Source organism: Acidovorax sp. MR-S7 (assembly GCF_000400995.2).
In the GTDB taxonomy this organism is placed as follows: Bacteria; Pseudomonadota; Gammaproteobacteria; order Burkholderiales; family Burkholderiaceae_C; genus MR-S7.
Genome location: NZ_DF238983.1, coordinates 81,199 through 94,915, shown reverse-complemented (window position 1 = coordinate 94,915; position 13,717 = coordinate 81,199). Strand labels below are relative to the sequence as shown.

At 66.9% G+C, this 13,717-nt stretch carries 14 protein-coding genes; 8 read left to right on the top strand and 6 right to left on the bottom strand.

The genetic code is table 11. The features are described 5' to 3' along the window. Positions 1-5: 5 nt before the first annotated feature. The 5 genes from AVS7_RS19875 to grpE form a co-directional block, all read right to left on the bottom strand. Complete coding sequence (locus AVS7_RS19875) at positions 6-908, bottom strand: U32 family peptidase (RefSeq protein WP_020229814.1); 903 nt, start codon at positions 906-908, stop codon at positions 6-8. Positions 909-927: 19 nt separating this feature from the next. Continuing rightward, entirely contained in the window at positions 928-1,962 is a 1,035-nt protein-coding gene (locus AVS7_RS19870) for a peptidase U32 family protein (protein ID WP_020229813.1), read from the bottom strand. A 171-nt stretch (positions 1,963-2,133) separates the two neighbouring features. After that, on the bottom strand, positions 2,134-3,270 hold the full coding sequence (gene dnaJ, locus AVS7_RS19865; RefSeq protein WP_020229812.1) for a molecular chaperone DnaJ: 1,137 nt from the start codon (positions 3,268-3,270) through the stop codon (positions 2,134-2,136). A 93-nt stretch (positions 3,271-3,363) separates the two neighbouring features. Further along, positions 3,364-5,307, bottom strand: coding sequence for a molecular chaperone DnaK (dnaK, locus tag AVS7_RS19860; protein ID WP_020229811.1), 1,944 nt, complete (start codon positions 5,305-5,307; stop codon positions 3,364-3,366). Between the two features lie 86 nt (positions 5,308-5,393). Next, entirely contained in the window at positions 5,394-5,924 is a 531-nt protein-coding gene (grpE, locus tag AVS7_RS19855; RefSeq protein ID WP_020229810.1) for a nucleotide exchange factor GrpE, read from the bottom strand. A gap of 233 nt (positions 5,925-6,157) precedes the next feature. Between grpE and rpsF the strand changes: the two genes are divergently transcribed. The 5 genes from rpsF (at position 6,158) to dnaB (ending at position 9,192) form a co-directional block, all read left to right on the top strand. Further along, on the top strand, positions 6,158-6,535 hold the full coding sequence (gene rpsF, locus AVS7_RS19850; RefSeq protein WP_020229809.1) for a 30S ribosomal protein S6: 378 nt from the start codon (positions 6,158-6,160) through the stop codon (positions 6,533-6,535). Positions 6,536-6,559: 24 nt separating this feature from the next. Next, positions 6,560-6,853 carry a primosomal replication protein N gene (priB, locus tag AVS7_RS19845; protein WP_020229808.1) on the top strand — a complete coding sequence of 98 codons (294 nt, stop codon included), beginning with the start codon at positions 6,560-6,562 and terminating at the stop codon, positions 6,851-6,853. 18 nt (positions 6,854-6,871) lie between these two features. Beyond that, entirely contained in the window at positions 6,872-7,153 is a 282-nt protein-coding gene (gene rpsR / locus AVS7_RS19840) for a 30S ribosomal protein S18 (protein ID WP_011794373.1), read from the top strand. 14 nt (positions 7,154-7,167) lie between these two features. Next, a complete protein-coding gene (rplI, locus tag AVS7_RS19835) occupies positions 7,168-7,620 on the top strand; it encodes a 50S ribosomal protein L9 (protein ID WP_020229807.1) in 453 nt (150 codons plus the stop codon). 156 nt (positions 7,621-7,776) lie between these two features. Further along, entirely contained in the window at positions 7,777-9,192 is a 1,416-nt protein-coding gene (dnaB, locus tag AVS7_RS19830) for a replicative DNA helicase (RefSeq protein ID WP_020229806.1), read from the top strand. Positions 9,193-9,252: 60 nt separating this feature from the next. On the opposite strand, the gene AVS7_RS19825 is transcribed toward dnaB, so the two are convergent. Next, entirely contained in the window at positions 9,253-9,615 is a 363-nt protein-coding gene (locus AVS7_RS19825; protein ID WP_020229805.1) for a hypothetical protein, read from the bottom strand. A gap of 69 nt (positions 9,616-9,684) precedes the next feature. Between AVS7_RS19825 and AVS7_RS19820 the strand changes: the two genes are divergently transcribed. The 3 genes from AVS7_RS19820 to AVS7_RS19810 all read left to right on the top strand — a co-directional run bounded on the left by AVS7_RS19820 (position 9,685) and on the right by AVS7_RS19810 (position 13,675). Then, positions 9,685-10,650 carry a PfkB family carbohydrate kinase gene (locus AVS7_RS19820; RefSeq protein ID WP_020229804.1) on the top strand — a complete coding sequence of 322 codons (966 nt, stop codon included), beginning with the start codon at positions 9,685-9,687 and terminating at the stop codon, positions 10,648-10,650. Positions 10,651-10,737: 87 nt separating this feature from the next. Then, positions 10,738-12,054 (top strand): delta-60 repeat domain-containing protein, encoded by a 1,317-nt coding sequence (locus AVS7_RS19815; RefSeq protein ID WP_024001931.1) that lies wholly within the window; start codon positions 10,738-10,740, stop codon positions 12,052-12,054. Positions 12,055-12,133: 79 nt separating this feature from the next. Continuing rightward, on the top strand, positions 12,134-13,675 hold the full coding sequence (locus tag AVS7_RS19810) for a delta-60 repeat domain-containing protein (protein WP_024001930.1): 1,542 nt from the start codon (positions 12,134-12,136) through the stop codon (positions 13,673-13,675). The last annotated feature ends 42 nt before the right edge of the window (positions 13,676-13,717 follow it).

The following is a 13,717-nucleotide window of genomic DNA, read 5'->3' as shown; positions in this document are numbered from 1 at the left end:
CCGGGTCAAGCATGCGCGGGTTCGACGATCAGATCCAGCCCTGGCTTGCCGTGCCAGTAGCCGTTGCAGGGCGCGGCGGGCATGAGCGCGCGCATGCGCTCCAGCGCCGTGGGGTCGGGCTGCGCGGCATGGCGCGCGGCGTCGAACGCGGCGATGACCTCGGCCATGTGCTGCGACTGCGGCGACAGGCGCAGCAGGTCCACGCCCAGGGCGCGCAGCGCGGGCACGTCCTGCAGCAGGTTGTGCACGCGCGCGGACTGGGTCTGGATGCCGTTGAGCACCAGGAAGCCCTCGCCCTCGCGCGTTTGCAGCAGTTGCCCGTCGGGGTGCTCGATGCAGGCGAAGCCGCAGTCGTCCTTGGGCCGGTTGTAGTGGCGCGCGGTGAAGCAGCGTGCCGAGAACGCCAGCGGCATGCGGCCGTAGGCGAAGACTTCGGTTTCCAGCCCGGCGGGCCGGTGCTGCTGCAGCACGGCCAGGTCGCTCTGGCGCATTTCCAGCGGCATGACCCAGCGGCGCGCGCCCAGGCCGGCCATCCAGGCCAGGGCGTCGGGGTTGAACAGGTTGAGCTGCGGGCCGGCCACGAACGGGCGCTGGCCCGCGAGGTTGTGCACGGCGCCCATGTCGTTGGCTTCGACAAGGAACTCCTCGTCCCGCACGATCTTGTGCATGGCGGCCACGTCGGCGGTGGATTCGAGCAGCACCATGGTGGAGAGCACGGGCTGCTTGCCCGCGTCCCTGAGCATGCGCGCGATGTCGATCCAGTCGCTCTGGCGCAGCTCGCGGCGGCGCGAACACACGGCCTCGCCGAGGTAGACCACGTCCACGGGCGTCTCGGCCATGGCCTGGTAGAAGGAAAAAACGGTGTCGCGCGGCCAGTAGTACAGCAGCGGACCGAGGGCGAGTTTCATCGTGGGGCTCTCAATGCAATCATTTCCAGGGGCGGTGGTAGGCGCCCAGCGTGTGCTGCTGGCCCTCGGCCACCTGGTCGAGGCTGGCCATCCAGGCCGTCTTGGGCGCGTACAGGTGGCCCTGCGCCATGCAGTGGTCGATGGCCTCGCGCCACACCTGCGTGACCTGCGCCACGTAGGCCGGGCTGCGCTGGCGGCCCTCGATCTTGAAGGCGCGCACGCCCATCTTCACGAGCTGGGGCAGCAGCTCCAGCGTGTTGAGGCTGGTGGGCTCCTCCAGCGCGTAGTAGTTGCTCTCGCCGCCCACGTCGAAGCGGCCCTTGCACAGCGTGGGGTAGCCGGCGTTCTCGCCGTTGCCGTAGCGGTCGATGAGCACGCCGTTCAGGCGTGACTCCAGCCCCTGGGGCGTTTCCTGCCAGCGCACGAACTTGGCCGGCGAGCACACGCCATGCGTGTTGGGCGATTCGCCCGTGGCGTACGAGGACAGCGCGCAGCGCCCCTCGACCATCACGCACAGGCTGCCGAAGCCGAACACCTCGATCTCCACCGGCGTGCGCTGCACCACCTGCTTGACCTGCTCCAGCGAGAGCACGCGCGGCAGCACCGCGCGCTGGATGCCGAACTGCTGGTGGTATAGGTTGATGGCGTCGTGGTTGGTGGCCGAGCCCTGCACCGACAGGTGCAGGCGCAGCTGCGGATGGCGCTCGGCGGCGTAGCGCATCAGGCCCGGGTCGGCCAGGATCACGGCGTCGATGCCCCAGGCGGCCGCCTTGTCCAGCGCCGCGCGCCAGGGCGCGGGGTTGCTGGCCTGCGGGTAGGTGTTGAGCGCCAGCAGCACCTTGCGGCCGCGCGCGTGGGCGTAGGCGATGCCGCTCCGGATGGCGGCCTCGTCGAAGTTCAGGCCCGCGAAGTTGCGCGCGTTGGTAGCGTCGCGCAGGCCGAGGTAGACGCAGTCGGCGCCCGCGTCCACGGCCGCCTTGAGGGCGGGCAGGCTTCCGGCGGGGCACACGAGTTCGGGGGATGTGGCGGGCGTGGGGCTGGCGGTATCGGTCACGAAGGCTCTCTGGGTGCTGGCACTGCGCCGCGTGGGCAGCGCGCAGCTGCGTACCTTAGAGGGCCCGGTTTTTCGTGGGCTGATCTTTGTCAACCGAGGGTGGGTATTCCCGAAGAAATTGATCGGGATTTGAGCCAAAAAAAGGCCCGCTTTGCGGGCCGTCGATGGGGGTCAGCTGAAGAAGCTCTTGAGCCGGTCCGTCCAGCTTTCGGTGGAAGGCGAGTGCTTGGCGCCGCCCTTCTTGAGCGATTCGTCCAGCTCCTTGAGCAGCTTGCGCTGGTACTCGGTGAGCTTGACGGGCGTCTCCACCACGATGTGGCAGTACAGGTCGCCGGGGTAGCTGGCGCGCACGCCCTTGATGCCCTTGCCGCGCAGGCGGAACTGCTTGCCGGCCTGCGTGCCTTCGGGAATGTCGATCGCGGCCTTGCCCGCGAGCGTGGGCACCTCGATCTCACCGCCGAGCGCGGCGGTGATGAAGCTCACGGGCACCTCGCAGTGCAGGTCGTCGCCGTCGCGCTCGAAGATGTCGTGCTTCTTCACGCGGATCTCGATGTACAGGTCGCCCGGCGGGCCGCCGTTGGTGCCGGGCTCGCCGTTGCCGGTGGAGCGGATGCGCATGCCGTCGTCGATGCCGGCGGGGATTTTCACCTCCAGCGTCTTCTGCTTCTTGATCTTGCCCTGGCCGTGGCAGGCGGTGCAGGGCTCGGGAATGATCTTGCCCGTGCCGCGGCAGTGCGGGCAGGTCTGCTGCACGCTGAAGAAGCCCTGGCGCATCTGCACCACGCCCTGGCCGTTGCAGGTGCCGCAGGTCTTGGCGCTGGTGCCGGGTTTGGCGCCGCTGCCGTGGCAGGTGTCGCAGCCTTCCCAGCTCGGGATGCGGATCTGGGCTTCCTTGCCCTTGGCGGCCTCTTCCAGCGTGACCTCCATGGCATACGACAGGTCGTTGCCGCGGTAGACCTGGCGGCCGCCGCGCCCGCCGCGCTGCTGGCCGAACATGTCGCCGAAGATGTCGCCGAAGGCCTCGGCGAAGCCGCCGAAGCCCTCGGGGCCGCCGCCCATGCCGCCGCGCATATTGGGATCCACGCCCGCGTGGCCGTACTGGTCGTAGGCCGCGCGCTTTTGCGGATCGGACAGGATCTCGTAGGCCTCCTTGGCCTCCTTGAATTTCTCTTCGGCAGGCTTGGCGACATCACCCTGGTTGCGGTCAGGGTGGTGCTTCATCGCGAGCTTGCGATAGGCTTTCTTGAGCTCGTCCTCCGAGGCGTTCTTGGGAACGCCGAGGATCTCGTAAAAATCTCTCTTCGACATGGCAGGTGTCCGGGCCGTTGCAGCAGGAACGAACGCCGCGCAAGGCCCTGCGGGGCCCGGCGCGGCGGCGATGGGTCAGCTCTGGGGCTGTGGTCAGCCCTTCTTGACTTCCTTGACCTCGGCGTCCACGACGTTGTCGTCCTGCGCGGCGGAGCCGGCAGATGCGCCCTGGGCGGCTTGTGTGCCGGCGTCGGCGGCGCCCTGGGCGGCGGCTGCCTGGTCGGCGTACATCTTCTCGCCGAGCTTCTGGCTAGCGGTCATCAGCGCGGTGGTCTTCTCGTCGATGGCGGCCTTGTCTTCACCCTTGAGGGCTTCTTCCAGCGCCTTCACCGCGTCCTCGATGGCGGACTTTTCCGCCGCGTCGAGCTTGTCGCCATGGTCGGCCAGGCTCTTGGTCACCGTGTGAACGGCGGCCTCGCCCTGGTTGCGGGCCTGGACCAGCTCCAGCTTCTTCTTGTCGTCGGCGGCGTTCAGCTCGGCGTCCTTCACCATCTTCTGGATCTCGTCCTCGGACAGGCCCGAGTTGGCCTTGATGGTGATCTTGTTCTCCTTGCCCGTGCCCTTGTCCTTGGCGCCCACGTGCAGGATGCCGTTGGCGTCGATGTCGAAGGTCACCTCGATCTGCGGCGTGCCGCGCGAGGCGGGCGCGATGCCCTCCAGGTTGAACTCGCCCAGCAGCTTGTTGGCGCTGGCGATCTCGCGCTCGCCCTGGAACACCTTGATCGTCACGGCGGGCTGGTTGTCCTCGGCCGTCGAGAAGGTCTGCGCGAACTTCGTCGGGATCGTGGTGTTCTTGGTGATCATCTTGGTCATCACGCCGCCCAGGGTTTCGATGCCCAGGGACAGGGGGGTGACGTCCAGCAGCAGCACGTCCTTGCGGTCGCCCGAGAGCACCTGGCCCTGGATGGCTGCGCCCACGGCCACGGCCTCGTCAGGGTTCACGTCCTTGCGCGGCTCCTTGCCGAAGAACTCCTTGACCTTTTCCTGCACCTTGGGCATGCGCGTCTGGCCGCCCACGAGGATCACGTCGTTGATGTCCGACACGCTGATGCCCGCGTCCTTGATGGCCGTGCGGCAGGGCGCGATGGTGCGCTCGATCAGATCCTCGACCAGGCTTTCGAGCTTGGCGCGGGTCAGCTTGATGTTCAGGTGCTTCGGACCCGAGGCATCGGCCGTGATGTAGGGCAGGTTGATGTCGGTCTGCGAGGAGTTCGACAGCTCGATCTTGGCCTTCTCGGCCGCTTCCTTCAGGCGCTGCAGGGCCAGCACGTCCTTGGACAGGTCCACGCCCTGTTCCTTCTTGAACTCGCTGATGATGTAGTCGATGATGCGCTGGTCGAAGTCCTCGCCGCCCAGGAAGGTGTCGCCGTTGGTCGAGAGCACCTCGAACTGCTTCTCGCCATCGACGTCGGCGATCTCGATGATGGACACGTCGAACGTGCCGCCGCCCAGGTCGTACACGGCGATCTTGCGGTCGGCCTTGTCCTGCTTGTCCAGGCCGAAGGCCAGCGCGGCGGCGGTGGGCTCGTTGATGATGCGCTTGACATCCAGGCCCGCGATGCGGCCGGCGTCCTTGGTGGCCTGGCGCTGGGCATCGTTGAAGTACGCGGGCACGGTGATCACGGCCTCGGTCACGGGCTCGCCCAGGTAGTCCTCGGCGGTCTTCTTCATCTTGCGCAGCACTTCGGCGCTGATCTGGGGGGCGGCCAGCTTCTGGTCGCGCACCTGCACCCAGGCGTCGCCGTTGTCGGCCTTGACGATCTGGAAGGGCATCAGGTCGATGTCCTTCTGCACTTCCTTCTCTTCGAACTTGCGGCCGATCAGGCGCTTGGCGGCGTAGATCGTGTTCTTGGGGTTGGTGACGGCCTGGCGCTTGGCCGAGGCGCCGACGAGGATCTCGCCGTCGTCCTGGTACGCGACGATGGACGGCGTGGTGCGCGCGCCTTCGCTGTTCTCGATCACGCGCGTGTTGTTGCCTTCCATGATGGCCACGCAGCTATTGGTGGTGCCCAGGTCGATGCCGATGATCTTTCCCATGTTTTTCTCCGTTGGATTCGTGAATGTGTGGATAGCAGTAACTTGTGGATAACTCGCCTGTCTTCAAGCGGGACGCCGCAATTTATTTAGCGCGGCGCGGCCACCGTGACCAGGGCCGGGCGCAGCACGCGGTCGGCGATCAGGTAGCCTTTCTGCAGCACGCCCACGACGGTGTTGGCTTCCTGGTCGGCAGGCACCATGCTGATGGCCTGGTGCTGGTGGGGATCGAACCTGGCGCCCGCGGCGGGATTGATGGCCAGCACCTTGTTGCGCTCCAGGGCCGACAGCAGCTGGCGCAGCGTGGCGTCGGAGCCTTCGCGCAGCTGCTCGGCCGTGGCGTTCTCGATGGCGAGGGCTGCGTCCAGGCTGTCGCACACGGGCAGCAGGCTCTCGGCGAAGCTCTCGATGCCGAACTTGCGGGCCTTGGCCACTTCCTCGTCGGCGCGGCGGCGGGTGTTCTCGGCCTCGGCCTTGGCACGCAGGTACTGGTCGGCCAGCTCGCTGCTCTTGGCCTTGAGTTCCGCCAGCTCGCCCTGCAGGCGGGCCAGCTCGTCGGCGGCATGGGCCGCCATCGCGGCTTCGACTTCTTCGGGAGCGGGTTTCTGGGTATCGGACATGTCGGCGTCTTGTTGAAATTGAAGGGGTACGCGCGGCTACTTGGGTGCAGGTTCCGGGATTTCAAGCCAAAACGCCGCTTTTGCCGCCATCGGCCTGCAAGCAAGGGCGCCCGGCAGGGATGGGCGCGGGCCGCAGTGTACAAGCATCCCGGGCACGGCTATAATCTCGCGTTTTGCCTTGCCACACCGCTACCAATCGACGCGGCGGGTGGCTTCTTCCAAAAGGAGTGTGCATGCGTCACTACGAAATCATTCTGTTGATCCATCCGGATCAGAGCGAGCAGGTTCCGGCCATGCTGGAGCGCTACAAGGGCATGATCACCGCCGGCGGCGGCAAGATCCACCGTGTGGAAGACTGGGGCCGCCGCCAACTGGCGTACCTGATCAACAAGCTGGCCAAGGCCCACTACCTGTGCCTGAACATCGAGGCCGACCAGGCCGTGATGGGCGAGCTGGAGCACGCCTTCAAGTTCAACGACGCCGTTCTGCGCCACCTGACGGTGCAGAAGAAGAAGGCCGAGACCGGCCCTTCGTCCATGATGAAGACCGTCGAGCGCGAAGAAGCCCGCAAGGCCAGCCAGGCCGAGGCCGCTGCCGCCGGCGAGCGCTGATCCACCGCCTGTTTGCCAGGAGGTGTGAACAACCAGCTCGCCCTGACGGCCTGCATCGCCGAGGCGCAGCCCCTGCGCTACACCCCCGCCGGATTGCCGGCGCTGGACATGCGGCTCGACCATGAGTCGCAGCAGCAGGAGGCAGGGGCGGCCCGCAAGGTGCAGGTCAGCGTGAAGGCCGTGGCCTTCGGCGCCATGGCGGAACGGCTGGCGCGGCAGGCACTGGGAAGCCTCTGGACATTCCGGGGGTTCCTCGCGGCGGCACGCGGCGGCAAGGGCGTGGTGTTCCACATCCAGGACATCCATCAACACGATTAATTTTCAAGAGGCTCGAAAATGGCCACGTTCAAGAAATTCAACAAGGACAAGCGTCCGAAGCGCAACACCCAGTCGCTGCTGTTCAAGCGCAAGCGCTTCTGCCGCTTCACGGTCGCCGGCGTCGAAGAGATCGACTACAAGGACGTCGACACCCTGCGCGACTTCATCGCCGAGAACGGCAAGATCATCCCAGCGCGCCTGACCGGCACGCGCGCCATCTACCAGCGCCAGCTCAATACCGCCATCAAGCGTGCCCGCTTCCTGGCCCTGGTGCCCTACAGCGACCAGCACAAGATCTAAGGAGCACGATTCCCATGCAAGTCATCCTGCTCGACAAGGTCGTCAACCTCGGCAGCCTCGGCGAAATCGTCAAGGTCAAGGACGGTTACGCCCGCAACTTCCTGATCCCCTCGGGCCGTGCCCGCCGTGCCACCGAGGCCGCCAAGGCCGAGTTCGAAGCCCGCCGCGCCGAACTGGAAAAGGCTGCCGCCGAGAAGCTGGCCGCCGCCCAGGCGCAAGGCGAGAAGCTCGGCGGCACCACCGTCAAGCTGACCCAGAAGGCCGGCGTGGACGGCCGCCTGTTCGGCTCCGTGACCAACCACGACATCGCCGAAGAGCTGAACAAGCAAGGCTACGAAGTGGTGAAGTCGCAAGTGCGCCTGCCCAACGGCCCGATCAAGGTCGTGGGCGACACCACCGTCACCGTGGCCCTGCACACCGACGTGGCTGTCGAAGTGACCGTGTCGGTCTACGGCGAAACCGCCTGACCTTCGGGCTCACGCCCGCAGCAAAAGCCGCCCCCCGGGCGGCTTTTGCTTTTCTTGTGCACCTCCCGCCCACCGTTTATCCACAGGGTTGTGCAATGACGGCGATGCCCGCGCCCGCTAGCATCCCCGCTTGCCCTCCAGAAAGCCTTGAGTTCCATGTCCGCCGTTCCGTCTCCCTCCCTCGACGGCTTCGCCCCCGCGCCGCTGGACCGCGAAGTGGCCCAGCTGCGCGTGCCGCCCCATTCCATCGAGGCCGAATCCAGCGTGCTCGGCGGCCTGCTGCTGGACAACATGGCGTGGGACCGCGTGGGCGACCTGCTCGTGGACGGCGACTTCTATCGCCACGAGCACCAGCAGATCTACGCGGCCATCGGTGCGCTCATCAACGCCAGCAAGCCCGCCGACGTCATCACCGTCTACGAGCACCTGCAGGGCCTGGGCAAGGCCGAGGAAACGGGCGGGCTGGCCTACCTCAACAGCCTGGCGCAGTACGTGCCCAGCGCCAGCAACATCCGCCGCTACGCGGAAATCGTGCGCGAGCGCGCCATCCTGAGGAAGCTGGTGACGGCCAGCGACGAGATCGCCACCAACGCCTTCAACCCGCAGGGCAAGCCCGTGGAGCGCGTGCTGGACGAGGCCGAGCAGAAGATCTTCGCCATCGGCGAAGAGGGCTCGCGCATGAAGCAGGGCTTCCAGTCGCTGGATTCGCTGGTGATCGACCTGCTCGACCGCGTGCAGGAGATGGCCGACAACCCCATGGACGTGACCGGCGTGCCCACGGGCTTCGCCGACCTCGACCGCATGACCAGCGGCCTGCAGGCGGGCGACCTCGTGGTGCTGGCCGCGCGCCCGTCGATGGGCAAGACCTCGTTCGCGGTGAACATCGCCGAGCACGTGGCGCTCAACGAGGGCCTGCCCGTCGCCATCTTCTCGATGGAAATGGGCGCGGCGCAGCTTGCCGTGCGTATCGTGGGCTCCATCGGCCGCGTGAACCAGGGCAACCTGCGCACCGGCAAGCTCAGCGACGAGGAGTGGCCGCGCCTGACCGAGGCCATCGAGCGCCTGCGCACCGTGAGCCTGCACATCGACGAAACGCCCGGCCTCACGCCGTCGGAACTGCGCGCCAACGCCCGGCGCCTGGCGCGCCAGTGCGGCAAGCTGGGCCTGATCGTGGTCGACTACCTGCAGCTCATGAGCGGCTCGGGCTCCAGCAGTTCCGACAACCGCGCGACCGAACTCGGCGAAATCTCGCGCGGCCTCAAGATGCTCGCCAAGGAATTGCAGTGCCCGGTGATCGCGCTGTCGCAGCTCAACCGCTCGGTGGAGCAGCGCACCGACAAGCGGCCCATGATGAGCGACCTGCGCGAATCCGGCGCCATCGAGCAGGACGCGGACATCATCATGTTCATCTACCGCGACGACTACTACAACAAGGACTCCAAGGAGCCCAACATCGCCGAGGTCATCATCGGCAAGCAGCGTAACGGCCCCACGGGAACGGTGAAACTGTTCTTCCAGAAGAACCAGACGCGCTTCGAGAACCTGGCGATGGGCTACGGCGACGACTTTTAGCCAAATCGGCCGCTGGCGCTTGTCCAGCAAGCGCAAGCAGCTATTGATTCGGTAGCGGAATCACTGCGATACCGCCCAGGCCAGCAGCCCGGCCGTTGCCACGGCCAGCATGCAGACTGCGGCCAGCAGCCGCTGGCTGCGCACGCGCAGCGCATCGACGGCGCGCACCACCTGGGCGTTCTGCTCGGCCAGCGACTGGATCAGCACGGCAGAGGCGCGCTGCTCGTCTTCCAGCGCCAGGATGCGCGCGCGCAACGCCTCCGATGGGTCAGCCTGCGCGGCCTGCGGTGTGGGGGAGGGCGCTGGCTGCTGCTTCTGCGTGTCGCTGAACAGCCGGCGTGCGCCCTGGGCGATCTGCGGTGCGGCGTTGAGCACCTCGCCCCAGGGCACGATCTTCAATGCGGTGATCCAGTTGATGGCCATGGGGGAAGGATAGTGCAAGCACACGATGGTTCCCTGGGTTGAATGGCGTCGCATTGGTATCCTCGTGCCATGCCACACCTCATCGGCGCGCCCCGGCGCAGGCTCTTCGTCATCGGCAGCTTCGTCGAGGCCCACTGCTGGTTCGTGCCCCGCCGCCCCGGCAGCGACGAAAGCCAGCAGGCCAGCGCCTACGTGCGCGAGTGCGCGGGCAAGGGCCTGGCCGTGGCGTTGGGCGCGCACCGGCTGGGTGCGGCGGTCGATCTGCTCCTGGCCGTGGGCCACGACGCGGCGGGCGACGCACTGCTGCAACTGCTGGCGCAGGAGAGGCTGGGTGCGGCTTACGTCCACCGTCTCGGCCCGCACTCCGGCCAGGGTTGCGGGCTGATCGATGCGCAGGGCGATCCCGCCATCGCTGTCTATCCTGGCGCCAACGCCCTGCTGGGCGAGCGCGAACTGCTGCATGCGCGCCCCTGCGTGGAACACGCCGCCGTCGCCTACGCCCAGCTTGAAGTACCCCCTCCGCTGGCCGCCCAGGCCCTGCGCCAGGCGCGCGCCGCAGGTGCCGTCACCGTGCTCAACCCCTCGCCCTGGCCCGGCGGCATGGCCTGCGTCGGGCTGCTGGATGCCGCCAGCATCCTCGTCGTCAACCGCGTCGAGGCGCAATGCCTGCTGCGCAGCTTCGGCCTGGCCGGCGCGCCGGATGCCGCCCCGCCGTCCTCTCTCTGGCGCCAGTGGCCGGGCGGGCAGTGGCTCGTCATCACCCTGGGCGCGCAAGGCTGCGTGGCCCACGCGCGCGGCGGCGCCTTGCTGCGCCTGCCCGGCTACCCCGTGAGGGCCGAGCAGCCCGTGGGTGCGGGCGATGCCTTCAGCGCCGGGCTGTGCGCCGCCCTGGCCCACGGCCAGCCCATGGCCCAGGCGCTCGCCATGGCCAACGCCTGCGGCGCGCTGGCCGCCAGCCGGGGCGGCATTCTCTCCACGCTGCCATGCATGGCCGAAGTGCAGACGCTGCTGGACGGAAAAACCGCCACTGGATAGATCCCAACAGAAATCCAAAAAAAAAAGCAGTCCAATGCATGTTTTGGTGTTTAATTGGATTCTTTATTTTCTTGGAGAGGGTCATCCATGCAGCACATCTGCCGGGGCGCGCGGCGCTCCTCAATCCGGTTTTCCACCCGCCAGGTGCGGGCCGTGCCGTGGCGGCTGCTGGGAGGGATGGGCCTGTGGCTGGGGTTGGTGGGCGCGGTGCAGGCGCAGGCCAATTGGGTGCCAGACCCGTCATTCACGGCCACGGTTGGCAACAACGTGCTCGCCATCGCACCGTGGGTCGATGGTGAACGGGTGGTGATCGGTGGCGCATTCACCACCGTGTCGGGTGTGCCGCACTCGCGTCTCGCACGGCTGAATTTGAATGCCAACGGCGCGCTGGATGCCTCCTGCGCTCCCGCCCCAGGCCCCAACGGTGTCGTGTATGCCCTGGCGGTGCGGGGCTGGGATAGCAAGATGCTGATCGGTGGCGGTTTCTCCCAGGTGGACGGCGTGGCGCGCAGCGGTATTGCCCGGCTCCATGACGATTGCACGCTCGACGGCACGTTCGATCCGGGTACAGGCACCAACAGCGTTGTGTGGGCCGTGAGGATGCAGGGGCTCAACCAGGTGCTGATCGGCGGCGACTTCACTGAAGTGGACGGCGTGGCGCGTAACCACATCGCACGGCTCAATGCAGACGGCTCGCTCGACGGCACGTTCAACCCGGATGTCGATGGCGTGGTGAACAGCCTGGCCGTGCAGGCTGACGGCAAGATACTGATCGGCGGCAGCTTCAACCTTGTGGGGGGCGTGGTGCGGCGCAACATCGCGCGGCTGAACGCCGACGGCACGCTCGACGCCACGTTCGCCCCGGCATCGGCAAGTGCTGTCAGCAGCATTGCCCTGCTGCCTGGAGGAGAGGTGCTGCGGGCGGGCTTTCCGTTCGGCGGCGTGGATGCCGTTGTGCGGCTGAATGCTGCCGACGGTGCGTCCGACCCTGCGTTCGTGCCGGGAACTGGCCCCAACGGTGCCGTGCGGGCCATGGCCTTGCAGGCCGACGGCAAGATACTGATCGGCGGCGACTTCACCGAGGTGGATGGCGTGGCGCGCAACCGCATCGCCCGGCTCAATGCAGACGGCTCGCTTGATGGCACGTTCGACCCAGGCACGGGGGCCGATGACTTGGTATACGCGCTGGCCCTCCATAGCGACGGTACGGTGTTGTTGGGCGGACGGTTCACCCAAGTCAATGGACAGCCAGGCACCGCCCGCCTCGCGCGGCTTGTGCCCAGCCCTGCGATCGGCCCCGGCGGGCCGCAGGCGATCCCCGTGGATGCGCCCTGGGCGCTGGCGCTGCTGTCGGCCCTGCTGGGCGTGGCGGGCTGGCGCAGGGCGCGGCGCGATCACTATTGAATCAATAGCTTCTGGCGCTTGCTGGGCAAGCGTTGGCGGTTGTTTTGACCATTGAAACTTTTTGGAGAGAGGAACGCCCATGAATCGCACGCTGCGGTTGTCCATGAGGTTGTGCGGCGCCATGCTGCTTTGGCAAGGGCTGGCGGGCGCGGCGCTGGCTCAGGCCAACTGGATGCCTGATCCGGGGTTTAGTGTGTCGACATATGCGGTGGACAACATCATTTCGTTGCCCAGTGGCAAGGTGCTGATTAATGGGCCCTTCTCAGGAGTGAACGGCACACCCACTGAAGGCGTTGCCCTTCTGAATACCGACGGCACGGTGGATGCCTCTTTCCAAGCTCCGGGGCTTCTTAACGGACGCTCTGTGTACTCTCTTGCCATGCAGCCTGATGGCAAGGTGCTGATCGGGGGGGATTTTGATCAGTTGTACGGTGCGTCGCCGCGCAACCGCATTGCCCGGCTCAACGTCGATGGCACGCTGGATGCCACCTTCGATCCAGGGACAGGCGCCAATGACGAGGTTCTGCGCTTGGCCTTGCAGTCCGATGGCAAGGTGCTGATCGGGGGGCGGTTCACCGAGGTGGGGGGCGTTGCGCGCAACCGCATTGCCCGGCTCAACGCCAATGGCACGCTGGATGCCACCTTCGATCCAGGAACAGGCACCAATGGCACGCCTTGGCACTTGGCCCTGCAGCCCGATGGCAAGGTGCTGATCGGCGGGGCGTTTACCGAGGTGAATGGCGTTGCGCGCAACCGCATTGCCCGGCTCAACGCCAATGGCACGCTGGATGCCACCTTCGATCCAGGAACAGGCACCAATGGCACGCCTTGGCACTTGGCCCTGCAGCCCGATGGCAAGGTGCTGATCGGCGGGTCGTTTACCGAGGTGAATGGCGTTGCGCGCAACCGCATTGCCCGGCTCAACGCCAATGGCACGCTGGATGCCGCCTTCAATCCAGGAACAGGCACCAATGGCGCGCCTCTGCATTTGGCCCTGCAGCCCGATGGCAAGGTGCTGATCGGCGGGGAATTCACTGAGGTGGATGGCGTTGCGCGCAACCGTATTGCCCGGCTCAACGCCAATGGCACGCTGGATACCACCTTCAATCCCGGTGCTGGGGCGGACTACATCGTCAACAGCGTCTCGGTTCAGCCTGATGGCAAGGTGCTGATTGGCGGGTGGTTTACCCAGGTGGGAGGCGAGGCGCATCCTCGCATCGCCCGGCTGATGCCCGCCTTCACCATTGGCGGCACCATCACCGGCCTGACCGGCGCGGGCCTGGTGCTGCGCAACAACGGCAGCGGCGACCTGGCCGTGCCAGCCCCGGCGCCTGCCGGTCCGGCCCCCTTCGTGTTCGCCATGCCCGTGGCGCCAGGCGGGGCCTATGACGTCACCGTCCTCGCCCAGCCTGCGGGGCAGCTCTGCGCGGTTACGGCCAACGGCCAGGGCAATGCTGCTGCCGATGTGGCGAACGTGCAGATCGATTGCGTGGTGGCTCCGGTGGCTCCCGGCGGGCCGCAGGCCATTCCCGTGGATGCGCCCTGGGCGCTGGGCCTGCTGGCGGCGGCGCTGGGTGTGCTGGGCGGGCACCGCAAACTGCGGGTGAATCAAAAAAGATAGCTGCTTGCGCTTGCCAGTCAAGCGCTAGGGGGCAATTTGATG